The sequence below is a fragment of the Streptomyces sp. NPDC055243 genome (assembly GCF_044544025.1).
Taxonomy (GTDB): Bacteria; Actinomycetota; Actinomycetes; order Streptomycetales; family Streptomycetaceae; genus Streptomyces.
On the sequence record NZ_JBITWR010000004.1, the window covers coordinates 127,361 to 152,345 of the forward strand.

The 24,985-nt window shown below is 70.6% G+C and carries 23 protein-coding genes and 1 tRNA gene; 15 read left to right on the forward strand and 9 right to left on the reverse strand.

Annotated elements, in window-relative coordinates; translation table 11 throughout:
- Positions 1-79: 79 nt before the first annotated feature.
- From ACIGXX_RS13425 to ACIGXX_RS13440, 4 genes are all read right to left on the reverse strand, one after another.
- Entirely contained in the window at positions 80-796 is a 717-nt protein-coding gene (locus ACIGXX_RS13425; protein ID WP_351167380.1) for a sensor domain-containing protein, read from the reverse strand.
- A 273-nt stretch (positions 797-1,069) separates the two neighbouring features.
- Positions 1,070-1,294 carry a hypothetical protein gene (locus ACIGXX_RS13430; protein WP_351167378.1) on the reverse strand — a complete coding sequence of 75 codons (225 nt, stop codon included), beginning with the start codon at positions 1,292-1,294 and terminating at the stop codon, positions 1,070-1,072.
- Between the two features lie 251 nt (positions 1,295-1,545).
- Positions 1,546-1,630, reverse strand: a tRNA-Ser gene (locus tag ACIGXX_RS13435).
- Positions 1,631-1,671: 41 nt separating this feature from the next.
- The gene (locus ACIGXX_RS13440; RefSeq protein WP_399975404.1) at positions 1,672-3,138 is read right to left on the reverse strand and encodes a S1C family serine protease; all 1,467 of its coding nucleotides are present in this window, start codon (positions 3,136-3,138) and stop codon (positions 1,672-1,674) included.
- A gap of 205 nt (positions 3,139-3,343) precedes the next feature.
- Here ACIGXX_RS13440 and ACIGXX_RS13445 point away from each other — a divergent pair, with 205 nt between their 5' ends.
- The 3 genes from ACIGXX_RS13445 to ACIGXX_RS13455 all read left to right on the forward strand — a co-directional run bounded on the left by ACIGXX_RS13445 (position 3,344) and on the right by ACIGXX_RS13455 (position 5,909).
- Positions 3,344-4,156 carry a glycerophosphodiester phosphodiesterase gene (locus tag ACIGXX_RS13445; RefSeq protein ID WP_351167334.1) on the forward strand — a complete coding sequence of 271 codons (813 nt, stop codon included), beginning with the start codon at positions 3,344-3,346 and terminating at the stop codon, positions 4,154-4,156.
- Positions 4,157-4,218: 62 nt separating this feature from the next.
- Positions 4,219-4,836 carry an ATP-binding protein gene (locus ACIGXX_RS13450; protein ID WP_351167332.1) on the forward strand — a complete coding sequence of 206 codons (618 nt, stop codon included), beginning with the start codon at positions 4,219-4,221 and terminating at the stop codon, positions 4,834-4,836.
- Positions 4,837-4,943: 107 nt separating this feature from the next.
- On the forward strand, positions 4,944-5,909 hold the full coding sequence (locus ACIGXX_RS13455) for a DUF5926 family protein (RefSeq protein ID WP_399975409.1): 966 nt from the start codon (positions 4,944-4,946) through the stop codon (positions 5,907-5,909).
- 204 nt (positions 5,910-6,113) lie between these two features.
- On the opposite strand, the gene ACIGXX_RS13460 is transcribed toward ACIGXX_RS13455, so the two are convergent.
- Both ACIGXX_RS13460 and ACIGXX_RS13465 read right to left on the reverse strand, forming a co-directional pair.
- Positions 6,114-6,743 carry a hypothetical protein gene (locus ACIGXX_RS13460; RefSeq protein WP_399975412.1) on the reverse strand — a complete coding sequence of 210 codons (630 nt, stop codon included), beginning with the start codon at positions 6,741-6,743 and terminating at the stop codon, positions 6,114-6,116.
- Between the two features lie 57 nt (positions 6,744-6,800).
- Positions 6,801-7,478 (reverse strand): bifunctional DNA primase/polymerase, encoded by a 678-nt coding sequence (locus ACIGXX_RS13465; RefSeq protein ID WP_361470438.1) that lies wholly within the window; start codon positions 7,476-7,478, stop codon positions 6,801-6,803.
- Between the two features lie 540 nt (positions 7,479-8,018).
- Between ACIGXX_RS13465 and ACIGXX_RS13470 the strand changes: the two genes are divergently transcribed.
- Together ACIGXX_RS13470 and ACIGXX_RS13475 are read left to right on the forward strand one after the other, a co-directional pair.
- On the forward strand, positions 8,019-9,452 hold the full coding sequence (locus tag ACIGXX_RS13470; RefSeq protein WP_351167324.1) for a PP2C family protein-serine/threonine phosphatase: 1,434 nt from the start codon (positions 8,019-8,021) through the stop codon (positions 9,450-9,452).
- 123 nt (positions 9,453-9,575) lie between these two features.
- Positions 9,576-11,072 carry an aminopeptidase P family protein gene (locus ACIGXX_RS13475; protein WP_399975417.1) on the forward strand — a complete coding sequence of 499 codons (1,497 nt, stop codon included), beginning with the start codon at positions 9,576-9,578 and terminating at the stop codon, positions 11,070-11,072.
- An 81-nt stretch (positions 11,073-11,153) separates the two neighbouring features.
- Here the strand turns inward: ACIGXX_RS13475 and ACIGXX_RS13480 are convergent, their stop codons facing one another.
- Positions 11,154-11,699 (reverse strand): carboxymuconolactone decarboxylase family protein, encoded by a 546-nt coding sequence (locus ACIGXX_RS13480; protein WP_399975420.1) that lies wholly within the window; start codon positions 11,697-11,699, stop codon positions 11,154-11,156.
- Between the two features lie 47 nt (positions 11,700-11,746).
- On the opposite strand from ACIGXX_RS13480, the gene ACIGXX_RS13485 reads away from it, so the two are divergent.
- Positions 11,747-13,225, forward strand: a complete 1,479-nt coding sequence (locus ACIGXX_RS13485) for a PLP-dependent aminotransferase family protein (RefSeq protein ID WP_399975423.1) — start codon at positions 11,747-11,749, stop codon at positions 13,223-13,225.
- Positions 13,226-13,299: 74 nt separating this feature from the next.
- Here ACIGXX_RS13485 and ACIGXX_RS13490 read toward each other — a convergent pair whose 3' ends face one another.
- The gene (locus ACIGXX_RS13490) at positions 13,300-13,746 is read right to left on the reverse strand and encodes an ATP-binding protein (protein ID WP_351167316.1); all 447 of its coding nucleotides are present in this window, start codon (positions 13,744-13,746) and stop codon (positions 13,300-13,302) included.
- Between the two features lie 268 nt (positions 13,747-14,014).
- Between ACIGXX_RS13490 and ACIGXX_RS13495 the strand changes: the two genes are divergently transcribed.
- The 9 genes from ACIGXX_RS13495 (at position 14,015) to ACIGXX_RS13535 (ending at position 23,950) form a co-directional block, all read left to right on the forward strand.
- A complete protein-coding gene (locus tag ACIGXX_RS13495; protein WP_351167314.1) occupies positions 14,015-14,839 on the forward strand; it encodes a hypothetical protein in 825 nt (274 codons plus the stop codon).
- Positions 14,840-15,029: 190 nt separating this feature from the next.
- Positions 15,030-15,758, forward strand: a complete 729-nt coding sequence (locus tag ACIGXX_RS13500; RefSeq protein WP_383816238.1) for a YcnI family protein — start codon at positions 15,030-15,032, stop codon at positions 15,756-15,758.
- Between the two features lie 80 nt (positions 15,759-15,838).
- Complete coding sequence (locus ACIGXX_RS13505) at positions 15,839-16,489, forward strand: SCO family protein (protein ID WP_399975428.1); 651 nt, start codon at positions 15,839-15,841, stop codon at positions 16,487-16,489.
- Positions 16,486-16,977, forward strand: a complete 492-nt coding sequence (locus ACIGXX_RS13510; RefSeq protein WP_351167310.1) for a copper chaperone PCu(A)C — start codon at positions 16,486-16,488, stop codon at positions 16,975-16,977. The genes ACIGXX_RS13505 and ACIGXX_RS13510 overlap by 4 nt, the downstream gene beginning before the upstream one ends.
- Positions 16,978-16,991: 14 nt before the next feature.
- Positions 16,992-18,959 (forward strand): copper resistance CopC/CopD family protein, encoded by a 1,968-nt coding sequence (locus ACIGXX_RS13515; RefSeq protein WP_399975431.1) that lies wholly within the window; start codon positions 16,992-16,994, stop codon positions 18,957-18,959.
- An 11-nt stretch (positions 18,960-18,970) separates the two neighbouring features.
- Positions 18,971-20,203 carry an iron uptake transporter deferrochelatase/peroxidase subunit gene (gene efeB, locus ACIGXX_RS13520; RefSeq protein WP_399975434.1) on the forward strand — a complete coding sequence of 411 codons (1,233 nt, stop codon included), beginning with the start codon at positions 18,971-18,973 and terminating at the stop codon, positions 20,201-20,203.
- 93 nt (positions 20,204-20,296) lie between these two features.
- On the forward strand, positions 20,297-21,232 hold the full coding sequence (gene pheA, locus ACIGXX_RS13525; RefSeq protein WP_351167304.1) for a prephenate dehydratase: 936 nt from the start codon (positions 20,297-20,299) through the stop codon (positions 21,230-21,232).
- Positions 21,233-21,839: 607 nt separating this feature from the next.
- Positions 21,840-23,129, forward strand: a complete 1,290-nt coding sequence (gene serS, locus ACIGXX_RS13530; RefSeq protein WP_351167302.1) for a serine--tRNA ligase — start codon at positions 21,840-21,842, stop codon at positions 23,127-23,129.
- The gene (locus ACIGXX_RS13535; RefSeq protein ID WP_361470453.1) at positions 23,126-23,950 is read left to right on the forward strand and encodes an HAD family hydrolase; all 825 of its coding nucleotides are present in this window, start codon (positions 23,126-23,128) and stop codon (positions 23,948-23,950) included. Before serS ends, ACIGXX_RS13535 begins: the two co-directional genes overlap by 4 nt.
- Positions 23,951-24,260: 310 nt before the next feature.
- Here the strand turns inward: ACIGXX_RS13535 and ACIGXX_RS13540 are convergent, their stop codons facing one another.
- Positions 24,261-24,980: an ABC transporter permease gene (locus ACIGXX_RS13540; protein WP_351167298.1), complete on the reverse strand. Its 720-nt coding sequence runs from the start codon at positions 24,978-24,980 to the stop codon at positions 24,261-24,263.
- Positions 24,981-24,985: the final 5 nt, after the last annotated feature.

Genomic DNA, 24,985 nt, shown 5'->3' on the forward strand with positions numbered 1-24,985 from the left:
CGCCCCTTACCCAGCCTGCACGCTCCCCGGCGCCCCACAAGCCGCTAACCACAAGCCGCCAACAGCTAACCGCTAACCGCTAACCGAGCATCGAACGCACGGCCGCACGGTCGATGTTCGTCAGGGCGCGGACCAGCTTCGGGGTGAGGAAGACGATGGCGAGGCCGACCAGGGATGCCCCGGCGATCTGCACCGGCGACTCCAGGTAGAACGCGTGCTGCTCGCCACCGGAGGTGTAGTCGAACACCCGGTAGCCGGGCCAGTCGAGGTAGCGCGGGAAGACCCAGGTGTACGCCGGAAGGAGCGCGACCACCCAGCCGGTGACCAGGAAGGTGACGCTGAGAACGAAGGACACCACGCGCGACGGGAACATCACGACCTGGAAGAGCAGCGCCCGCCAGCCCGCACCGTCCGAGAGCCGCGCCCGCATCCCCGCCCACGCACCCGCGTCCCGCGGCGCCTTCACGGCAGCGGGCCCGGCGACGTCGAGCCCCAGCTGCGCCCGCGCCCGCCCCCGCTCGGCGGCGCCGAACCCCCGCGCACCGGCCAGAGCGGCCGCGAGGACCGGCAGTCCGAGCACGGTGACGAACAGGCCCAGGCCGAGCGCGAACATCGTCACGGCGAAGGTGAAGCCGACGATGGCGATGGGCAGCGACGTCACCGTGTAGCCGATCTCCCGGTAGGTGGAACCGGAAAACGGTGCACGCCAGAAGCCCGGGGACCCGGCGGAGCGCACGGGTGAAGGAGCGGTGGGAGCGGTGGGAGCGGCTGCGTACGGCAGGGCGCTGGTACTCATGACGGGCCTCGAATCTTCACGGTGGGGAGGTGGTGGGGACGTGCCGTGCTGACGTCCTCAAGGCTCGCGAATCCCGACGGCCCGCGACATACGGCGACCCGGCCTCTCGGGGGTGTCACTGGCACCACCCCCGGCCAGGGTGGTGAGACACGCCTCCACGCGCTCCCCCACACACACGAAGCCCCACACGCCCCCACACGCCCCACACGCCCCCACACGCGAAAGGGTGCCCCTCAATGAGAGGCACCCTTTCGAACAGCAGACTGCCGACTGTCAGCCGTCGAAGCCGAAGCCGTGGAGGGCGGTCCCGTCCCGGTGCCCGCCGTCCGCCTGGCCGGCGGTGGTGATCCCGTAGGGGCCGCCCATGTTGGTGAAGGTCTGGCCTGCGTAGCGGCCCTCGCTGATGGTGGTGCTCGGGTCGTCGGCGACGGCGGTACCGGCGGCCAGGAACCCGGCGACGGTGGCTACGGCGAGGGCAGATGCGATGCGCTTCAACACGAGTTTCTCCTCTGAGACGAATCCAGTGATCTCCGCGGAGAACGACACCTCACTCGGCCCGCACCTTCTCCTAGGCTCGCCGCGCAGCGGCCACGTGGAGTCCGGGGTTCATCCATGGCTTAGCCCACCTGGGCTCCGATCCCCGCGTGCGTGATCGGCCCAGGGCCGGAGGGAAGGGCGGGACGTCACGAGGGCCGGAACAGAGGAAGAGCCTCCGACCGATTGCGCTGGTCAGAGGCTCTCAACCACTGCGGTGGGTGTGGGATTTGAACCCACGGTGACTCTCGCCACGACGGTTTTCAAGACCGTTCCCTTAGGCCGCTCGGGCAACCCACCCCGCACCGCCGCTCAGGCGGTGCGGGGTCAAGAGTAGCGGGTCAGCTCTCGCCCTTGCGTTCGCCCAGGACCACGTCGACCTTGTGCTCCTTGCCGTCGCGCGTGTAGGTGATCTCGACGGTGTCGCCCGGCTTGTGGGTCCAGATCTGGCCGATCAGGGTCGGGCCGCTGTCGATCACCGTGTCGTCCAGCTTCGTGATGACGTCGCCGGGCTTGAGGCCCGCCTTGTCCGCCGGGCCGTTCGGGGTGACCGCCTCCGTGCCGCTGGCGCCCTCCTGGGAGATCGTGGCGCCGCCCGCCTTCTCCTCCAGGGCGACCGAGGCACCGATCACGGGGTAGACGGCCTGGCCGGTCTTGATGAGCTGCTGTGCGACGTACTTGGCCTGGTTGACCGGGATCGCGAAGCCCAGGCCGATGGAGCCGGACTGGCCGCCTCCGCCGAGGCCGCCGCCGCTCTCCGCGGGCTTGATCGCGGAGTTGATGCCGATGACCGCACCGCCCGCGTCGAGCAGCGGGCCGCCGGAGTTGCCGGGGTTGATGGAGGCGTCGGTCTGCAGGGCGCTCATGTACGAGCTCTTGCTGCTCGCGCCGTCGCTGGAGGTCACCGGGCGGTCCTTGGCGCTGACGATGCCGGTGGTGACCGTGTTCGAGAGGCCGAAGGGCGCGCCGATGGCGATCGTGGAGTCGCCGACGGCCACCTTGTCGGAGTTGGCCAGGGGGAGCGGCTTCAGGTTCGAGGGCGGGCTCTTGAGCTTGAGGACCGCTACGTCGTAGCCCTCGGCGCGGCCGACCACCTCGGCGTCGTACTTCTTGCCGTCCGAGAACGTCGCCGCGACCTTCCCTCCGTCGGCGGCGGAGGCCACGACGTGGTTGTTCGTGAGGATGTGGCCCTGCTTGTCGTAGACGAAGCCGGTGCCCGTGCCGCCCTCGCCGTTGCCGCCCTGGGCCTCGATGGTGACGACGCTTGGCAGCGCCTTGTTCGCGATGTCGGCGACCGTGCCGGGGTCGCGCTTGAGGTCGGCCGGGGTGTCCGACGCGGACACCGTGGTCGAGCCCGTGCTGTTGTCGTTCCGGTCGGCCGCCCAGAAGCCGATGCCGCCGCCGACACCACCGGCGACCAGGGCGGCCACGAGCACCGCGGCGATCAGACCACCGCGTCGGCTCGCGGGCTTGGGCCCCTCGGGGTGCTGCGCCGCGTACGACGCGCCCCACCCGGAGCCCGAGCCGCCACCTTGGGCGTACGAAGGAACGGCGGGCGGCGGCGGAGGCGGCCAGGCGCCGGCACCGGAGGCGTGCGGGGCGGCGTGCTGGGGCGCGCCCGCGGCGGCACCGGCGTGCGCGGGAGCCTGGTGCGCCGTCGGTTCCTGGGCGGACGCCACGGGGGACGGCGCCGCGAGGTCGGGTGCGGAAGGGTGCGTCGGCTCGGCGGAAGCAGCGGGAGTTTCCACCGGCACAGGAGGCGCTGACGGGGCCGGGGGTACCTCGGTGCCCTCGTTCTCGGTGCTCACAGCTCTTCTCCTCGGTCCACGCTGTCGTTCTCGGTCACGGCCTGGCTGTGCCCAACTGTGCATCTGTCTGCAGTCAGCTTTTCCCATGGGCTGTCAGGGCACCATAAGCCGATCCTGTGGATCCGGCTCTGTGTGCCAGGTCCGGCTCGGTGTTCGCCACCCCTTGGGCACACCTGCGGGTACCCCGTGATGGCACCATGACGCGGTGACCCTCGCACGACAGCACCAGATCCAGGTCGTCGCCCACCGCGGAGCCTCCGAAGACGCCCCCGAGCACACGCTGGCCGCGTACAAGAAGGCCGTCGAGGACGGAGCCGACGCCCTCGAATGCGATGTACGCCTCACCGCGGACGGACAGCTCGTCTGTGTCCACGACCGCCGCGTGAACCGTACGTCGAACGGCCGAGGAGCCGTGTCGGCCCTGGAGCTCGCCGACCTGGCCACGCTCGACTTCGGCTCCTGGAAGAACAACCACGGTGAGGCCGACGAAGGCCCCGACTGGGAGGACACCTCCGTCCTCACCCTGGAGCGGCTGCTCGAGCTGGTGGCCGAGAGCAACGCCTCGGGGCGCAACGTCCAGCTGGCCATCGAGACCAAGCACCCCACCCGCTGGGCGGGCCAGGTCGAGGAAAGGCTGCTCCTTCTACTGAAGCGCTTCGGTTTGGATTCCCCACCCGCCGACGGCCCCTCTCCCGTACGCGTCATGAGCTTCTCGGCGCGCTCCCTGCACCGGGTGCGGGCCGCGTCCCCCACTCTTCCGACGGTCTATCTGATGCAGTTCGTCTCGCCGCGACACCGCGACGGCCGCCTTCCCGAGGGCGTTCGGATCGCGGGGCCGGGCATGCGGATCATTCGCAATCACCCCGGCTACGTGGCCAAACTCCAACGCGCGGGCCACCAGGTGCACGTGTGGACCGTGAACGAACCCGAGGACGTCGAGCTCTGCGCCGACCTCGGCGTCGACGCCATCATCACCAATCGCCCCAAGCAGGTGCTGTCCCAGTTGGGCCGCCGCTAACCGCGACCACGTCGGTTACGGGGTGTGCACCGGCGCGTTCGGTCCGTATTCGATCGTTACGAGTGCGTCACCGCACAAGGATTGGCCGGTTTCCGGTCCAGTCCATTGGGGCATTCACACCGTGGCGTGGGGCGAAGGAGGTCTCGGGGGTGGCGTTGGTGGTGGCACGGGAGGTGCCCGCGTCGTCGAGCATGGCCGTACCCCATGGCCCGGCGGGCGTGGGGGAAGCAAGGCACCGGATGCGCGATCAACTGCGCAGGAACGGAGTGCCGGAATCGGTCGTCGACGATGCTGTACTGATCCTTTCGGAATTGCTCAGCAATGCCTGTCGGCACGGCAGGCCGCTGGGCGAAGGAATGGTTGGCGACGGTGATGTCCGGGCCGCCTGGTGCGTGGACGCGGCAGGCCGGCTGACGGTCGAGGTGACGGACGGCGGCGGCCCGACGCGCCCCGTTCCGGCCACGCCCTCGGTCACCGCGCACGGCGGTCGCGGGCTCAACATCATCACGGCGCTCGCCGACGCGTGGGGCGTGCGTGACGACACCCACGGCGAGGTCACGGTCTGGGCAGCGGTCCACGCCGAGCAGCGTCACGAGGACTTCGCTACGCGCGTCGCGGCCCCGTCGGGCGCGGCGATACCCGACCTGGCGTACGCGGACCCCTTCGACGACCTCGACTGACTCAGGCTGGATCCCGACGCCCCATGGGTGAGCGGCTAGGCTCGCGCCCGTACGCCCAAGACGTACGAAGAGCCACGCTGGAAAGCCGCATCCGGGAGACACCCAAGATGGCCAAGAAGCGCCCTCAGACCAAGGGCAAGCAGCCGCAGCTGACGGACGGGCGGGTCCCTGTCGTCGGTGCCCGCGAACCCTGCCCCTGCGGTTCGGGCCGCCGTTACAAGGCCTGTCACGGCCGGGCCGCCGCGCACGCGGTGACCGAGCTGGTGCAGCGCCCCTTCGAGGGCCTGCCCGGCGAGGGCGACTGGGTGGCTCTGCGCGAGCTCGTCCCGGCGGCGACCGTCGAACTGCCCCTGAAGGACGGGCTGCCGGACGGCGTGCCCTCGGTCGCTCTGGCGACCGTCCTGCCGATGGCCTGGCCCGCGCTGCGCCGCGACGACGGCTCGGTCCTGCTCGGCCTCCAGAACGACACGGCGTCCGGCGACATCAGCCGCGACCTCGCCGACACCCTCCAGCGCGCCCTGACCGCCGAGCCCGGCTCCCCGGTCCAGGCACGCCGCGCCCCCGCCGACGGGCCGCGCCTTCAGGACATCCTCGACCCCGACGGCGCATTCGAGCCGATCGTGCACGCGGGCTTCGAATTCTGGGTGCCGGACTCGGAGAACGCGTCCACGGAGGTCTCCGCGTCCCTGGAGCGGGCCAACGCCGCCGCGATCCCGACCGTGAAGCTCTCCGGTGTGGACTCCGCGTACTGGTGCGAGACCCCGGACAAGAACCACCTGCGCTGGGTCATGCCGCACCCCGAGGAGCAGCTCCTGGACGCGCTCGCCCGCCTGCACGCGGCCGGCACGTCGAGTCTGGGCGAGGGCACCCGCCTGGTCGGCTCCTTCCGGGCGCACGGTCTGACGGTCCCGGTGTGGGACCTGCCGACCGGAATGGGCGCCGAGGACATCGAGAAGCCCGCCGCGGAGTTCGCCGAGCGGCTCGCGACTGCGCTCGGCAGCGATGCCCCGCTCACGCCGGACGAGCGCCGGGCGCGCGGCGGTCTCACCAACCGCCAGGTGACGCTGAGCTGACCCACCAGTCAGTCGGAGGGGAGGGGTGACTCCTGTCACAACTCCCCGTCGTCGCAGGTGAATCCCTGTCTGGATATCCGAGATCGAATTTGCCCAGAGCAGATCTCTTGTTACCGTTCAGGTAGCCCGGTTGCTGGTGCATCCCCCGTCGCCAGCAACCGGGCCCTTCCATGTCCGGCCCGCCGTACGGCCTGACCTGCGATCTCAACTGGCCGTCGGCCGCGCGGAGTTGCTCCCGGAGCGCAGGAGCAACGGTCCACCACTCCCGTCGGCGAACTCCACCACCGCCGAATAGGCCTCGGCATTCCCCGCCGTACGCTCCCGCGGCGTCTCGCACGCCCCCGGCTCGTCCGCCGCGCCCACCGCGCAGTGCGTCTGGACGGTGCGTCCGCCCGGACCCATAACGGTCAGTACGGCGCTCAGCTCATCACCGGTCGTGTTGCGGTAGTACGTGCGCCCCCAGGTGTCGCGTCCCTGGGTCAGAACACACGTCTGGGCTTCGATGCCCTTGGGGGAGGTGAGTTCGGGTCCGCACTGGGCGGCGCTGTCGAGGCCGAGCCCCCCGAGGAGCGACGAGTCACCCGAAGACGAAGACGAAGTCGAGCCCGAAGACGAAGACGCGCCCTCCGTAGAGGGCCGTTTCGAAGTCGGCTTCTCCGAAGAGGGCTGTTTCGCGTCGGGATCCGGCGCCGCCCCCGGTGCCGCGTCCGCCGACCGCTCCGACGGCCCGGCTTCGGCGTCACCGTCGCCCACAGGCCCCGCGGACGCGCCGGCGAGCGGCAGGAGAACCGTAATGGCCACGACGCCCATGAGCGCGATCAGGCGGGGGTTCATAGGGCCTGACACTAACGACGTTTGATGGGCGCCCGGCTCGCCGCGCGCCCATTTCCCCTACAACTCGGGGGCGCTCACACCCGTACGAGTGAGCGCGTCCACCACCGCGTCCACCACGGCCTCGACATCGGGCACCCACGGCGCCGCCGAGCCGGGCAGCGGAGCCCGCTCCCAGCGCACCGGTCCCTGGCCCGTCCCGGAGGGCGGAAGGGCGAGGTATCCACCCTCTCCGTGGAAGCGCAGCGAGCCGGGCACGAAGTCCTTGGCGTACAGCAGGTCGCCCAACTGCTCCATGGAGTACGGCGCGACGAGCAGGAAGAGGCGGGCGGGGGTCGCCACGACCGGGCCGAGCCTGATGCCCATCTGGTCGAGCGCGGCCAGGGCGCGCGCGCCCGCGATCGCGGGCAGACTGACGGCGCACGGGGCACTGGCGCCGGTGGCGAGCACGATCGGCGCGTCCGGGCGGTTCGTCCACCACCAGCGCACCATGCGCTCGTCGGTCGTCGCGGTCAGCAGACCGGGGTCCAGGGGATGTGCTCCCGGCACCGTGCAGTCGGGGTCGGGGCAGGCGCAGCGGGTGTCGTCTCGCCGGTCGAGCCCGACGCCGGGCACCACGGGCCACTTCCATGCCGTCGCAAAGGTCAGTGCCGCGCCGATCAGACCGGGAATCTGGTCAGACTTCCTGCCGGTGAGCCTGGACAGGAGCCTGCGTCGCCTTCCGAGGATCTCGCGCATGAGCGCTCGTTCCTTTCCGTTTACACGCCGAGGAACACGGCGGGCCACATCACACCATGTGTGGATCACTTCGCTGTGCGTAGAACTGGCGCATCACACCCCAGCCTGCGGCATGGGGAACCCCTAGGGGGCCGAGCGTTAGCGTGGCGTGGGGTGGCGGTGCCTGGCGTTTGCTGTCCCGCGTACTTATTCGCCGCCTCCCCCACGGGAGGATGGGGCACGGTCGTCGTGAGTTAAGACGCCCGGTTCCGTCACCAGGTTCCGGGCTGATCTCAACTGCCCCTGGTCATCACCGAGTACGTACCCATCACGGCCGCTGTGACGCGCCTCCCATGCCTGAGGGCCTGGGAGTGCCCCTTGTTGAACAATCCCAGTCGATCGCAATAAGCCGTCGCCTCAGGCACTTTTGAGCCAAGTTACCAAGATCGCCTAAACGCCACAGAATTCCCACGGACACCAGGAATCCCAGCGGGACAATGCTGGACATCCCCTCATCAGTGCGTGTAGATGTGGAGAACATTGCTAGCGGCGCAGAATGACATGGGGGTTTGCGATGCTATTGAGCAATACGCACCGGCCGGAAAGCCGTCAGCCATGAACGCTCCGCACCTTCCGAAAGTGGCCGGAATCGATTCAACTGTTCCGCCACCAGCCCACACTGTCGCGCCCACCCCACAGGCCCAAGGCGCACCGACCCTCATGATCCAGGACCGGCTCGCGGGCTGGATCTCCGATCTCACCACCCTGCAGGAGCTCACCGAACGCCTGGCCCGCACGGCCACGCTCGACGAGGCCCTGCACGAACTGCTGCGCGCCGGAGCCGCCCTGGTCGGCGCCCGCCGCGGCCTGCTCGTCCTGGAGCCCGCCGACGGGCTCGGGCCCGACACCACCGTCGGCCTCGGCCTCGCCCGCGCCGACCTGGGGCACATCGAGACGGTGCCCCGCGGCGCCACCGCCTTCGGGCGGCTCCTCGACGCACCGCCCGCGCCGCCCGGCTCGGAGACCGGGATCGTCAACGCGGATCTGCTCGCCGACAGCACCCTCGACCCCCGCCACCGCGAGGTCGCCGTCCGGCTCGGCTACGCGGCGAGCTACGCACTGCCCCTGTCCACCGAGGCGGCGGGCCGGATCGGCGCCGCGGTCTGGCTGTACGACGAGCCCGCGGAGCCCGGCGAGCGCCAGCGGCACCTCGTGGGCCTCTACGCACGCCAGGCCGCCGAGCACCTGGCGCGGCTGCTCGAACTCGACCGCGCCCGCACGACGGAGGCCACACTGCGCGAGGAGCTGCTGCCCTCACGGCTGCCGCGGGTCGCCGGGGTGCAGCTCGCCGCCCGGCACCGCACCTGCGCGCGCGGAGGCGGCGACTGGTTCGACGCGCTGCCGCTGCCCGACGCCGCGCTCGGCCTGGCGGTCGGGTCCGTCACCGGGTCGGGTCCCAGCGCCGTCGCCGCGATGGGGCGCCTGCGGGCCTCCTTGCGGGCGTACGCCGTCATGGAGGGCGAGGACCCCGTCGCCGTCCTGTCCGATCTGGAGCTGCTGCTGCGGCTCACCGAGCCCGCGCGGTCGGCGACGGCCCTCTTCGCCTACTGCGAACCGGCGCTGCGCAAGATCGTCCTGGCCGGGGCCGGGCACAGCCCGCCGCTGGTGATCGGCGAGCGGCGCACCGAGTTCGTGGAGACCTCGCTCTCGGCGCCGCTGGGCATGCTCGCCTGCTGGGAGGCGCCGAGCGTGGAGTTCCAGCCGGAGCCGGGAGAAACGGTGCTTCTCTATACGGACGGGCTTCTGCACCGCACGGGCGACCCGATGGACCGGGCCTTCGCGCGGCTGCACGCGGCGGCGGCGAGCGTGCCGAAGCCGGTGCGCGACGACCCGGACGCACTCGTCGATCACGTGCTGCGGACGGTGCTGCCGGACGGCCTGGACGCCGCCGACAGCGACGAGGACGTGGTGCTTCTTGCGGCCCGCTTCGAGTGACGCCCCGGGGTCCGTTTCGAGTGACCCCCGCAATACGGCATGTAATGGGCCTTCCGGCACTTGGCCCCCTTCCGTACGCCCGTACGATGGAGGGGGCCCAGTGTCGTACATAGGAGGCAGATCGTGTCGGAGGAGCTCAATCCGGAGAACCCGGAGACCCCGGAAGACCTGGAGATCGAGTCCGAGGAAGAGCCGATCAAGCAGCGCAAGAACGGCCTGTACCCGGGCGTCTCCGACGAGCTCGCCGAGAACATGAAGTCCGGCTGGGCCGACACAGAGCTGCACGACCTGCAGCCGATCGCCCAGGCCGCGCACACCGCCGCCCGCCGTGCCGCGCTCTCCGCGCGCTTCCCGGGCGAGCGTCTCGTGATCCCCGCGGGCAATCTCAAGACCCGCTCGAACGACACCGAGTACGCCTTCCGCGCCTCCGTCGAGTACGCGTACCTGACCGGCAACCAGACCGAGGACGGCGTCCTGGTCCTGGAGCCGACGGACTTCGCGGACGGCACGAGCGGCCACGAGGCCACCATCTACCTGCTGCCGCGCTCCAACCGCGAGAACGGCGAGTTCTGGCTGGACGGCCAGGGCGAGCTGTGGGTCGGCCGCAGGCACTCCCTCACCGAGGCCGAGACGCTGTACGGCATCCCGGCGTCCGACGTGCGCGAGCTGCCCGGACAGCTGCGCGAGGCGACCGGCTCCGTCCGCGTCGTCCGTGGCTACGACGCCGGCATCGAGGCCGCGCTGACCGACAAGGTCACCGCCGAGCGCGACGAGGAACTGCGCGTCTTCCTGTCCGAGGCCCGTCTGGTCAAGGACGAGTTCGAGGTCGGCGAGCTCCAGAAGGCGTGCGACTCGACGGCCCGCGGCTTCGAGGACGTCGTACGCGTCTTGGACAAGGCCGAGGCGACCAGCGAGCGCTACATCGAGGGCACGTTCTTCCTGCGCGCCCGCGTCGACGGCAACGACATCGGCTACGGCTCGATCTGCGCCGCGGGCCCGCACGCCACGACGCTGCACTGGGTGCGCAACGACGGCGCCGTGCGCTCCGGGGAGCTGCTGCTGCTCGACGCCGGTGTGGAGACGCACACGTACTACACCGCCGACGTGACGCGGACGCTGCCGATCAACGGCCGCTTCGACGCGCTGCAGCGGAAGATCTACGACGCCGTGTACGAGGCCCAGGAGGCCGGCATCGCGGCGGTGCAGCCCGGCGCCAAGTACCGCGACTTCCACGACGCCGCGCAGCGCGTGCTCGCCGAGAAGCTCGTGGAGTGGGGCCTCGTCGAGGGCCCGGTCGAGCGTGTCCTGGAGCTGGGTCTCCAGCGCCGCTGGACCCTGCACGGCACCGGTCACATGCTCGGCATGGACGTCCACGACTGCGCGGCCGCGCGCCGCGAGACGTACGCCGACGGTGTCCTGGAGCCCGGCATGTGCCTGACCGTCGAGCCCGGTCTGTACTTCCAGGCGGACGACCTGACGGTCCCGGAGGAGTACCGCGGCATCGGCGTGCGGATCGAGGACGACATCCTCGTGACGGCCGACGGCAACAAGAACCTGTCGGCGGCGCTGCCGCGGCGGGCCGATGACGTCGAGGCGTGGATGGCCGAGCTCAAGGGCTGAGCATTTTGCTGAACCGGGCCTCTTCTTTAAGAAGGGGCCCGGTTTCGCGTTTCCAGGGTGCTGCAGGGTGCTGTCCGGGGCCTAGCGCTCATCCTCGCCCGCCACCTTGGCGGTGCTCAGGGCGATGCGGTTCCAGGTGTTGATGGTGAAGATCAGGGCCAGGACGTGGCCCAGCTCCGTCTCCTCGAACTGCGCCGCCGCGCGGGCGTAGACGTCGTCCGGTACGCCGCCCTGGTGGACGAGCGTGACGGCCTCGGTCAGGTCGAGGGCCGCCTGCTCCTTCTCCGTGAAGAAGTTCCTGGCCTCGCGCCAGACGCCGATCATGTGCAGGCGTGCCTCGTCCTCGCCGGCCTTGCGCGCGTCGGTGGTGTGCATGTGGAGGCAGTAGGCGCAGCCGTTGAGCAGCGAGGCGCGGATCTGGATCAGTTCGACAAGCGCCGGGTCGAGTCCCTCGCGAGCGGCGGCGTCCAGTCCGATGACGGCCTTGAAGGCCTTCGGGGCGGCCTTGGCGAAGTTGAGGCGGGGGGCGTGCGTGTGGGGCTGCACGGCGGTGTGGGCGGCGGGCTGCGGGGCGCTCTGGGAGGCGGGCTGAGGGGCGATCTGCGTGGCGTTCTCGTTGTTCGTCATGACCATGAATCTACGGGCCACATAGACCTCAGATAGGGTGCATTTTCATGCCGGAATCATGGGTCAATTTGGCGGAGCGCATCGGGAGCGACCTGCACCTGGAGCTCTCCGGGGCGGGTGGCCGCCGCGCCGTCCTCATCCGCGCGCTGCGCGACGCCGTGCGCGAGGGGCGGCTCGCTCCGGGGACGCGGCTTCCGCCCTATCGCTCGCTGGCCGCCGATCTGGGCATCGCCCGCAACACCGTCGCCGACGCCTACGCCGAGCTGGTCGCCGAGGGCTGGCTGACCGCGCGGCAGGGCTCCGGCACCCGGGTGGCCGACCGGGCGGCGCCTCCCGCGCGCACTCGCGTCCCCAAGCGGGCACCCACCCGGCCCGCGAAACCGGCCCCGCCCGCGTACGACCTGCGCCAGGGCCAGCCCGACGCCGCCTCCTTCCCGCGCACCGCCTGGCTCGCCGCGGCCCGGCGCGCCCTCAACTCGGCGCCGAACGAGGCCTTCGGGCCGGGTGACCCGCAGGGCCGCGTAGAGCTGCGCCGGGCGCTCGCCGGCTACCTGGGGCGCGCCCGCGGAGTGCGCACCGATCCGGAGCGGATCGTGGTGTGCTCCGGGTTCGCACACGCCCTGCGGCTGCTGTTCGGGACCGGGGGAGGCGGGATGCTGCGGGGCCCTTCCCCAAGCTCTCGGCTTCGCTCGAGCAGGGGATACCCCATCGCCGTGGAGTCGTACGGCCTCGGCTTCCACCGCTCGATCCTCGCGACCGCGGGCGTACGGACGGTCCCGCTCGGCCTCGACGAGAAGGGCGCCCGGATCGAGGAGTTGACCGAGGGTCAGCGAGTCCGGGCCGTCCTGCTCACGCCCGCACACCAGTTCCCGACCGGCGGCCCCCTGCACCCGACCCGGCGCGCGGCGGTGATCGACTGGGCGCGTGCCGGCGGCGGCGGCCTCGTCCTGGAGGACGACTACGACGGGGAGTTCCGCTACGACCGGGAGCCCGTGGGCGCGGTACAGGGTTTGGATTCCGAACGCGTCGTCTACATGGGCTCGGTCAGCAAAAGCCTCTCTCCGGGGGTGCGTCTGGGATGGCTTGTTCTGCCCGAACACCTCATCGACGGCGTACTCGCGGCCAAGGGCGAACGGGAGGCGTGGGCCAGTGTCATCGACCAGCTCACGCTCGCCGACCTGATCGAGTCCGGCCACTACGACCGGCACATCCGCCGCATGCGTCAGCGCTACCGCCACCGCCGTGACCAGCTCGTCGAGGCGCTCGCCGCGCACGCCCCGCACATCAGCCCCACCGGAGTCGCCGCGGGCCTGCACGCCGTCCTTGAACTGCCGCCCGGCACCGAACAGTCCACGGCGAAGGCGGCGGCCTGGCAGGGCCTCGCGCTGGAGGGCCTGGCCGATTTCCGCCACCCGGAGGCCACCATGCCCGCGCCCGACGGCCTGGTCGTCGGGTACTCCACGCCGCCGGAACACGCCTACGGAGCGGCGCTCGACGCCCTGTGCAGGGCGCTGCCGCCCGGGTGAGGCACACCGCGGGTGAGGCGGCCGGGCGGCAGGGAAGAGCCCTCAGGCGCCCTCAGGCAGCCCTCAGGCAGCCCTCAGGCCGAGACGAGCGGCGCGTCCTCGCGCCACTTGAGGATCTTGTCGAAGCTGATCACCGCACCGCCCCTGCCTCCCGGCCTCGGGCCGAAGTGCACATGATCGGCGAGCTCCTGGATGAGGTAGAGACCCCGTCCGTGCTCGGCGGTGTCGGACACGGTCTGCGCGACAGGGACGAACCCCGGGCCGGAATCGGCCACTTCGATGCGGCACTTCTCGCCGTCCAGGTACGCCGTCACCCGGTAGGCCCCGGCCGCCCCCTCGGGGGGCACCGCCGCCCCGCCGTGCTCCACCGCGTTGGCACAGGCCTCGCTGAGAGCCACCGACAGGTCGTACGAGACGTCGGGATCCACCCCCGCGGTCTCCATCGTGCCGATCAGCAGCCGACGGGCCAGTGGGACGCTCGCAGCTTCGCGCCGCAAATGGAGAGACCACCACATGCTCATGCTCCAGCCTCCTGGCCGCGGCTCGACATACCGATACGTATTGCCGCAAGCGCCCGTGTATAAGCGCGCACTTGACGTGATGCCGCCCATACGGCGGACGCGCGAACGGCTCGGGACGGTGTAGACACGTCCCCCACAAGGCACTTTCGATGCCCCTAAAGGCACTCATTCGTGGTGGATGGGCATCGATCGGCACCGATCACCATCCATGGGAGCTTGCGGACCTGCCGTATGCGGCGGGTAAGGCCAGTGCGATGATGTTCCGGCCATGACTGCCCCCCACCAGCGCGAAGCGCGCGCCGGAGTCGACCTCCGGCTGCTGAGAGCCTCGGTGTTCGCCGTGCTCTGCGTCGTGCTGTCCGCCGGGGGCCATGTGCTCGCTTCCTGCGCCGCCGTCCCGCTGTGGACGCTCGGCGTCGGGTTCCTCGCCGTCCTGGCCGTCGCGGCACCGCTCGCCGGGCGTGAGCGCTCGCTGCCGGGCATCGCCGCCGCACTGGCTGCCGGGCAGGTGGGGCTGCACGCGCTCTTCGGGGTCGGCCAGCACGGCGGCGCCGCGGGGGCCACCGCCGACACCTCCCTGGTGGAGCAGGCCGCGCGCCTGGTGTGCGGGGCTGGCGCGGCCAATCTCAGCCCCGCCCAGGCCCACCGGATCCTGACGACGGCGGGCGTGCAGCCGGGCGGCGGGGCCACCGGCCACGTCATGCATCACAACGCCCCGGCCACGGCGGCGGACTCCGCGATGGACTCGATGTCGCTGCTCCCGTCGCTTCCGATGCTGCTGGGGCACGTACTCGCCGCCGTCGCCGCCGGATGGCTGCTGCGCCGCGGCGACATCGCGCTGCTCCGCCTCGTACGGCTCTCGGCACATGGGGCGTATGGAGTCGCCGAGGGGGCGCTCGTGCGTTCCCTGCGCGGGGCTGTCGCTCTTGTGTGCGCCCTGCGCGCCGGGCTTCCCGGAGCGCCCGACGCGGATTCCCGCGCACCCCGTACAGCGTTCTTCGGACCGCCGAAGAAGCCGCACACCACCGCGCTCCAGCACACGGTGATCAGGCGAGGCCCGCCGGCCGCCGCCGCACTCGCACTCGCTGCCTGACGCGACGCACTCCTACCGCAGCACTACGGAGAGGTGCCTCACGCCCGGCGGCGTCCACGCGCGCGTGCCCGCTCGGTTCGTCGCCGCGCGCACTCTCCCTGATCACCACTGCTGGCCTGATCAGCACTGTTGATCACCACCGCTGAAAGTGGAGTGTTCTGCCATGTCTGTTCTGTCCGCGCTGTCCGCCGTGAAGGCCTCCCGCGTCTCCGTCGTCGGTGGCGTCGCCGCCTCCGCCGTCCTGCTGCTCTCCGTCCCCGCCTTCGCACACGTCAGCGTCACGGCCGAGGGCGAGGCCGCCAAGGGCGGCTACGCCACGGTCAACTTCAAGGTGCCGAACGAGATGGACGACGCCTCGACCAACAAGCTCGAGGTGTCCTTCCCCGAGGACCACCCGCTCGCCTCCGTCATGACGCAGCCCGTCCCCGGGTGGACCGCGAAGGTCACCAAGAAGAAGCTCGACAAGCCGCTGGAGATGCACGGCGAGAAGATCGACGAGGCCGTCTCCAAGGTCACCTGGACCGCCGACGGCAAGGGCGTCCAGCCGGGCACCTTCCAGAAGTTCCCGCTCTCCCTCGGCGCGCTGCCCGAGGACGCCGACGAACTCGTCTTCAAGGCCGTCCAGACGTACGACAACAAGGAAGTCGTCCGCTGGATCGAGCCGCAGCAGAAGGGCCAGGAGGAGCCGGAGCACCCGGCGCCCGCCCTCGCGCTGACCGCACCGTCCAAGGACGGGCACGGCGCCGCCGCCTCGCACGACGACACCAAGGAAGACGCGAAGTCGGACGACAAGAGCGAGTCCGCCTCCTCCGACAGCAGCGACTCCACCGCCCGCGTCCTCGGCGTCGTCGGCATCGTCGTCGGTGCCGCCGGCGTGGCCTTCGGGGTCCTCGCCGGTCGTCGGCGCACCAACAGCTGAGCCACCCTTCGGGCCGCGCCGGGGGCGTTTCGCCTGCCCCCGGTGCGCTCGGGCCCCCCTCACATCTGGGACATTTTCGTATGCGCAAGAAGAAGCTGCTCGCCGCCGCCATGCTGGCCGCGGCCACCCTCACCCTGTCCGCCTGCGGCGGCGGTGACGACAGCAAGAAGCCCGTCGCGGACGTCTCCGTGGAGTCCAACGGCGACAAGGCCGCGACCATCCTCGACAAGCCCTTCGAGAAGCCGGACCTCGTCCTCACCGACACGCACGGCAAGAAGTACGACCTGCGCAAGCAGACCAAGGGCAAGCCGACGCTCATCTACTTCGGCTACACCAACTGCCCGGACGTCTGCCCCCTGACGATGAGCAACATCGCCGTCGCCAAGAAGCAGCTGCCCAAGGCCGAACAGGACGACCTCCAGGTCGTCTTCGTGACCACCGACCCCAAGCGCGACACCCCCGCCACCCTCGGCAAGTGGCTCAAGGGACAGGACACCGACTTCATCGGTCTGACCGGTGACTTCGACACCATCCAGGGCAGCGCCCGCACCCTCGGCATCAGCATCGAGCCCTCCAAGAAGGAGAAGGGCAAGGTCGTCTCGATGCACGGCACACAGGTCATCGCGTTCTCGCCGAAGACCGACGCCGGGTACGTGCTGTACGGCGAGGACACCACCGTGGACGACTACACCAAGGACCTCCCCAAGATCGTCAATGGAGCGACCCCGTGAACCGCCGCACTCTCCTCTCCGGGGCCGTGGCGCTGACGGCGGGGCTCGCCCTCGCGGGCTGCTCGGACTCGTCCGGCGACAAGGACGGCGCCAAGGCGTCGGACAAGCCGGAGCTCAAGGTCTCGGGCGCCTTCATGCCCGAGCCCGCCATGGACACCATGGCCTCCGGGTTCTTCACCGTCACGAACAAGGGCGGCGCCGACAAGCTCACCTCGGTGACCAGCTCCGTCGCCCGGAGCGTGACGCTGCACAGCACCAAGGACAACGCGATGAAGGAGCAGAAGTCGTTCGACGTACCCGCGAACGGCGAGCTCGACTTCGCGCGGGGCGGCAACCACCTCATGTTCGAAGAGCTCAAGCAGAAGCCGAAGCAGGGCGACAAGGTCTCGGTGACGCTGCACTTCGAGAAGTCGGACCCGATCGAGATCGAGGTTCCGGTGAAGGCCGCCACGTACAACCCCAAGCCCGGCAAGCACGCGTCGCACTGAGGGACTGATCGCTGATGCAGACCATCGCTCCCCGCTGTGGAGCTCGCTCCGGGGCCACCGCCCGCTTCGGGGTAACCCCCGGTGCCGGACGGCTCCTGCTCGTCGTCGCCGTCTTCCTCGGCGCCCTGCTGGCCACGGCGGCCCCCGCTTCCGCCCATGCCGCGCTGACGGGCAGCGACCCCAAGCAGGGGGCGGTGGTCGACACGGCGCCCGCCCGGGTGTCGCTGACCTTCTCCGAGAAGGTCGCCATGTCCGACGGCTCCGTACGGGTGCTCGACCCGGCCGGCAAGCGCGTCGACACCGGCAAGACCAGTGACCTCGGGTCCAACACGTACGGCGTGAAGCTGCACAAGGGGCTGCCCGACGGCACGTTCACCGTGGCCTACCAGGTCGTCTCCGCCGACAGCCACCCCATCTCCGGGGCCTACACCTTCTCCGTGGGCGCGCCGTCCGACACCAAGGTCGCGCTGCCGGACCAGGAAGTGGGCGGCGGATTCGTCGGCGGGCTCTACGGCTTCGCGCGCTACCTCTCGTACGCCGGATTCATCCTCGTCGTCGGCGGGGCGGCCTTCGTCCTCGGCTGCTGGCCGGGCGGCGCGGGCGTGCGGCCCGTGCAGCGCCTCGTGGTTTCCGGCTGGCTCACGCTGACCGCGTCCACCCTGGTCATGCTGCTGTTCCGGGCGCCCTACACGGGGTCGGGGAAGATCGCCGACGCCTTCGACATGGCCAAGCTCGGCGACGTGCTCCAGACGAAGACGGGAGCCGCGCTGGTCTCACGGCTGCTGCTGCTCGCCGCCGCCGCGCTCTTCATCGCCGTCCTCTTCGGTGCGTACGAAAAGCGAACCGACCCCAAGGAGCGCAAGGACCTCACCTTCGGGCTCGCGATCGGCGGAGGCGTCGTCGCCGTCGGACTCGCCGCGACCTGGGCCATGGCCGAGCACGCGTCGACGGGCATCCAGGCCGGGCTCGCGATGCCCGTGGACGTCGTGCACCTGATCGCCGTCGCCGCCTGGCTCGGCGGGCTCGCGGCGCTCGTCGTCGCCCTCTACTTCGCGCCGTCGGTGGAGGCCGGGGCGGTGCGGCGCTTCTCGCGCGTGGCGTTCTGCAGCGTCATCGCCCTGGCGGCGACCGGGCTCTACCAGTCGTGGCGGCAGGTCGGCTCGTGGTCGGCGCTCACCGGTACGTGGTACGGACAGCTGCTCCTCATCAAGGTCGGCCTGGTGGTCGTCCTCGTCGGCATCGCCTGGATCTCGCGACGCTGGACGGCGCGGATCGCGGACCAGGCCGGCGACATGGCGCCGGAGGCGGCGGCCGCGGCCGTCGTCGAGAACCGCGCGGAGAAGCGTGCCGGGGCCAAGCGCGTGGAGAAGAAGCCGGTGACGGTGCCCGCGGGGGCCGCCGGAGCGGACTCCAAGCGCTCGGCCCAACTCGCCCGCCAGCAGGCCGCCATGAGCACCGCCCGCGAGAAGCGGATCCGCGACGCGGACCCCAACCGGTCCGGCCTGCGCCGCTCCGTGCTCGCCGAGGCGGGTGTCGCCGTGGTCCTGCTCGCCATCACCACGGTCCTCACCTCCACCGAGCCGGGGCGCACGGAGGAAGAAGCGGCCGCTTCGCAGACGGCCGCCGCCGCGCAGCGGTCCGGACCGCTCACCCTCAAGATCCCCTTCGACACGGGCTCCGACGACGGCAAGGGCACCGTGCAGCTCGACCTGGACCCGGGCCGCACCGGCAGCAACGAAATGCACATCTTCGTGAAGCGGCCGAACGGCAGTGCCTTCGACATCCCCGAGGTGAAGGTCTCCTTCACCCTGAAGTCGAAGGACCTCGGCCCGCTGCCCGTCGCCCCCGACCACATCGCCACCGGACACTGGAGCTCCAGCGGGGTCCAGATTCCGATGGCGGGCGAGTGGAAGGTCGCGGTGACCGTGCGCACGTCCGACATCGACCAAGTGACCGTGAACAAGAACGTGCAGATCGGCTGAACGGAACCACCATGGCGGACAACGGGATTTCGAGGCGGCGGCTGCTCGGCACCGCCGGTGCCACCGGTCTCGCGCTCGGCGCGGCGGGTGGTGCGGCCGGGTACGCCGCGGCGCCGTCGGACACTCCCGAGAAGGCGGCCTCGCTGGCTTCCCTTGGCGCGGACACGGTCATGTTTCACGGGAAACATCAGCCGGGCATCACCACGCCCGTCCAGTCCCGCGGCCATCTGGTGGCCTTCGACCTCGCCGCGGGCGCGGGCCGCAAGGAAGCGGCGGCCCTGCTGCGCCGCTGGTCGGCGACGGCCGAGCGGCTGATGGCGGGCAAGGCCGCACAGGGCGAGGACACGGACGTCGCGCGGGACGCGGGTCCCTCGTCCCTGACCGTCACCTTCGGCTTCGGGCACAGCTTCTTCGGGCGCACCGGCCTGGAGAAGCAGCGCCCGTCGGCGCTCGACCCGCTGCCGGACTTCTCCTCCGACCGCCTCGACAAGGCGCGCAGCGACGGCGACCTGTGGGTGCAGATCGGCGCCAACGACCCGCTCGTCGCCTTCCACGCGCTGCGTGCGCTCCAGAAGGAGGCGGGTGACGCGGCGCGCGTGCGGTGGCAGATGAACGGCTTCAACCGCTCGCCCGGCGCGACCTCGCAGCCCATGACGACCCGCAATCTGATGGGCCAGATCGACGGCACGAACAATCCGAAGCCGTCGGAGGACGACTTCGACCGGCGGATCTATGTGCCCGCCACGGGTGACCCGTCCTGGATGGCGGGCGGCTCCTATGCCGTCGTACGCCGTATCCGGATGCTCCTCGACGACTGGGAGAAGCTCGGGCTCAAGGACCAGGAGGCGGTCATCGGGCGCCACAAGGCGGACGGCTCGCCCCTGACCGGCGGCACGGAGACCACCGAGCCGAAGCTGGAGAAGGCGGGCGCGGACGGCAAGTACGTCATCGCCCTCAACGCCCACGCCCGCATCACCCGGCCGGACCAGAACGGCGGCTCCGCGATGCTGCGCCGCCCGTTCTCGTACCACGACGGCTTCGACAAGGGCGGCGAGCCGGACGCGGGGCTGCTCTTCGTGTGCTGGCAGGCGGACCCGCTGCGCGGCTTCGTGCCGGTGCAGCGCAAGCTCGACCGGGGGGACGCGCTGTCGGAGTTCATCCGGCACGAGGCGAGCGGCCTCTTCGCGGTGCCGGGCGGGGCGGCGAAGGGCGAGTACGTGGGGCAGCGGTTGCTGGAGGGGTAGAGCTGGGCCCGGTCTCGTATGTACGTACGTGGGGCGGGCGCCGCTTCGTGAGACGCGTGAGCCATGCCACGGACAGGCCATTAGGGTGACGGTATGTCGGCGATGCGCTACACCTATCTCGGCCCCGAGGGCACCTTCACCGAAGCCGCCCTCCGCACGCTCCCGGAAGCGGCCACCAGGGAGCTCGTCCCGATGGTGTCCGTGCCGGCCGCGCTGGACGCGGTCCGTAGCGGTGACGCGGCTGCCGCGCTGGTGCCGATCGAGAACTCCGTCGAGGGCGGCGTCACGACCACCGTCGACGAGCTCGCCAAGGGCGAGCCGTTGATGATCTACCGCGAGGTCGTCCTGCCGATCGCCTTCGCGCTGCTGGTGCGGCCCGGCACGCAGCTCAAGGACATCAAGACGGTGACCGGCCACCCCGTGGCCCAGCCGCAGGTCCGCAACTGGCTCGCCGCGAACCTCCCGGACGCCCTGTGGGAGTCGGCGGCCTCGAACGCGGACGGCGCGCGCCTCGTCCAGGAGGGCCGCTTCGACGCGGCCTTCGCCGGCGAGTTCGCGGCGGCGACGTACGGCCTTCAGCCGCTGGTCAGCGAGATCCACGACGCGGCGACGGCCGAGACCCGCTTCGTCCTGGTCGGCCGCCCGGCCCGGCCCGCCGCGCCGACCGGCGCGGACAAGACCTCGGTGGTCATCTGGCTCGGCGACGACCACCCCGGCGCCCTGCTCGAACTGCTCCAGGAGTTCGCCGTACGCGGGGTCAACCTGATGCGGATCGAATCGCGGCCCACCGGCCAGCGCATCGGCAACTACTGCTTCTCCGTGGACGCCGAGGGCCACATCACGGACCGCCGCGTGGGCGAGGCGCTGATGGGCCTCAAGCGGATCTGCCCGCAGGTGCGCTTCCTCGGTTCGTACCCGCGTGCGGGAGTGGCGCCCGCGGACGTCCGGCCGCTGCGCCCGGGGACGACCGATGGCGAGTTCCTTGCGGCGTCGGACTGGCTGACCCAGTGCCAGGACGGCCGGTTCTGAGCGGTCTTACCTGCTGATTTACGTTGTCCACAAAGTTATCCACAGGCGCGCTTCTCGACCTGGGGACAAGTCGACAACGAAGCACGACATGGTCGACAAATCGGCCTACAACCCACAAGTCCGTCCACAGTCCCGCACGTCACCCCTCGTCCACCCTTTTCCATTGATCAACTCTTTGGGGCGAACCATTTCCACTCGAAAGTGGGTGTGAGGGTGGTTTGGGACGGGAATCCTTCGCCGTGCATGCGGCTTTCGGAACGATCTCTTCCGGCATCCACAGATCTTTCGCACAGCCTGTGGATAACTTTTCCGGAGGGGATATTCCTGTGGACAACCCGGGTCCCAAGTCCCGCTCCCCACAAGGGGATCGGGTCAAGGCGGCGCGTCCCCTCTGCCCCATTTCGGGGAATGGCACCCTTTTCATTGACCCGGAAGCCGAAGATCCGGCGAAGGGTGCGACAGCTGCGCGAGGGGCGCACGACGACTGCCCGGTGGCTCATTTCCGTCGCGCCGCTTTCGGGAATTCCCATTCCGGCAAATCGGTCATAACGCTACAGAGTGGAATATCGAGTCGAGAGCCGGAACCGCTCGACGGTAGCCTGGTGGGGTGATTGACCTTCGCCTGCTCCGTGAGGACCCCGACCGTGTTCGCGCCTCCCAGCGCGCCCGTGGAGAGGACGTCGCGCTCGTCGACGCCCTGCTCTCCGCCGACGAGCGGCGCAGGTCGTCCGGGCTCCGCTTCGACGAGCTCCGTTCCGAGCAGAAGGCGCTCGGCAAGCTCATCCCCAAGGCCTCGGGTGACGAGAAGGCCGAACTCCTGAAGAAGGCCGGCGAGCTGTCCGCCGCCGTCAAGGCGGCCAACGCCGCACAGGACGAGGCCGACGAGGAGACCAAGCGCCTCCTCGGCCAGCTGGGCAACCTCGTCCACCCCGACGTCCCGGTCGGCGGCGAGGAGGACTTCGTCGTCCTCGACACCATCGGCACCCCGCGCGACTTCGCGGCCGAGGGCTTCGAGCCCAAGGACCACCTGGAGCTCGGCGAGATGCTCGGCGCCATCGACGTCGAGCGCGGCGCGAAGGTCTCCGGATCGCGCTTCTACTACCTCACGGGTGTCGGCGCGCTGCTCGAACTGGCCCTGGTGAACGCGGCGATCGCGCAGGCGACGGAAGCCGGGTTCATCCCGATGCTGACGCCCGCCCTGGTCCGCCCGCGCGCCATGGAGGGCACGGGCTTCCTCGGCCAGGCCGCCGAGAACGTCTACCACCTGGAGAAGGACGACTACTACCTGGTCGGCACCTCCGAGGTCGCGCTCGCCGGTTACCACATGGACGAGATCATCGACGCCGACAAGCTGCCCCTGCGGTACGCGGGCTTCTCGCCCTGCTTCCGCCGCGAGGCCGGCACGTACGGCAAGGACACCCGCGGCATCTTCCGCGTGCACCAGTTCGACAAGGTCGAGATGTTCTCGTACGTCGACCCGGCGGACGCGGAGAACGAGCACCAGCGGCTCCTGGAGTGGGAGAAGCAGTGGCTCACCGGCCTCGGCCTGCCGTTCCAGGTGATCGACGTCGCCACCGGTGACCTGGGCTCCTCGGCCTCGCGGAAGTTCGACTGCGAGGCGTGGATCCCGACGCAGGGCAAGTACCGCGAGCTGACCTCCGCGTCGAACTGCGACACCTTCCAGTCCCGCCGTCTGTCGATCCGCATGCGCGAAGAGAACGACGGCAAGAAGGTGACGCAGCCGCTCGCGACGCTGAACGGCACGCTCTGCGCCGTCCCGCGCACGATCGTCGCGCTCCTGGAGAACCACCAGCAGGCCGACGGCTCCGTGTGGGTGCCCGAGGTGCTGCGTCCGTATCTGGGGGGACGAGAGATCCTGGAGCCCATCGCCAAGTGAGCCACCCTGCTCCTGCCACCCCGTCCTTCCCGTACAAACTCGTCGCGACCGACCTCGACGGAACGCTCCTGCGCTCCGACGACACGGTCTCGGCGCGTACGCGCGACGCGCTCACCGCGGCCACCGCGGCGGGCGCCGCGCACATCATCGTCACCGGCCGTGCCGTGCCGTGGACCCGGCACATCCTCGACGACCTGGGCTACGACGGCCTCGCGGTGTGCGGGCAGGGCGCGCAGGTCTACCACGCGGGCGAGCACCGGCTGCTCACGTCGGTCACGCTCGACCGGCAGCTGGCGGGCATCGCCCTGGCCAAGATAGAGGCGGAGATCGGCCCGCTGGCGCTGGCCGCGAGCCGTGACGGCCTCGACGGCGAGGTGATCGTGGGCCCTGGGTACGTGGTGCAGGACGGCCCGCTGCCCGCCGTCCCGTTCACGGACGTCGCCGAGCTGTGGTCGGCTCCGCTGAACAAGGTGTACGTCCAGCACCCGGGCCTGAGCGACGACGAGCTGGCCGCGGTGGCGCGTCAGGTGGCCGGTGGACTGGTCGGCGTGACGATGGCCGGCGAGGGCATCGTCGAACTGCTGCCCCTCGGCCTCTCCAAGGCGACGGGTCTGTCGCTGGCGGCGCGCCGCCTGGGCGCGAAGGCCGCGGACACGATCGCCTTCGGGGACATGCCCAACGACATCCCGATGTTCGGCTGGGCGGCACATGGTGTGGCGATGGCCAACGCCCACGAGGAACTCAAGACGGTGGCGGACGAGGTGACGGCGTCGAACGAGGACGACGGCATCGCGGCGGTCCTTGAGAGGCTCCTCGGCTGACCCTGGGGGCTTCACGCCCCGCACGCACTGAGCCGGCCACCGCGTTTCGGTGGCCGGCTCAGTGCGATGTCGGGTGGGCGGCCCGCGCAGTGAAGTGCGCGCTCGAAGCGGCCGCCCCGGGCATCTCCCCCGTGGGCGGGGCTCGACGGAGCAAGTGACTACTCCGGAGCCTGCCGCGGGATGCCCTGCCGGGAACTCGACGGACTGGTGAAGGACACGTCGGCTCCTCTCCCCGTAGGCGGGCGCCAGGGTCGTGGCGCGGTGACACAACTACTGTGCCCGCGCCCCGAGTTGCCCGCCACTCAATTAATCACTCCTCCCCGGCCAGCGTCAGCGAGCGCAGCTTCTGCCCGGCGTACCAGGTGGCGAGGACCGTGACGCCGACCAGCAGCACCGTGGCGACCGGGAGTCCGACGTCCGAGGTGACCAGGTCGCCGCCCGCGGTCTTCTGGGCGACGGCGAGCGACCACTGCTGGACGCTGAGCGTGCGCGCCCCGGAGACCAGCGACCCGAAGAGCGCCTCCCACACGAGGGCGTAGACCAGTCCGAAGACGACCGCGTGCCGGGTGATGGTGCCCAGAAGCAGGAACATCGCGGCGTACGCGATCGAGGCGACCAGGGCGGCGATGGTGTAGGCCACCGCGATCTGCTGGCCGTTGCCGTTCAGGATCATGCCCGCGATGAACGTCGGGACCGCGGAGAAGGCCATGGTCACGGCGATGGCGACGGTGAGCTTCGTAATGATGATCGTGGGGCGCTTGACCGGCTTGGAGAGGAGATAGACGACGGAGCCGTCGTCGATCTCCGGGCCGATGGCTCCGGTGCCCGCGATGACGCCGATGATCGGCACCATCGTGGCGAGCGCGAAGCCGCCCAGGAGGTCGGATGCGACCTGGTCGTCGGCGCCGCTGAATCCGCGGACGGCTGCGGCGATGACGATGAGCAGGACGGGCAGGGCGAAGAGGATCAGCGCCCTGCGGCGGCCGAGCAGGGCCCGGTAGGTGAGCCGGGCGACAGTGGGGTCGTACACGATGG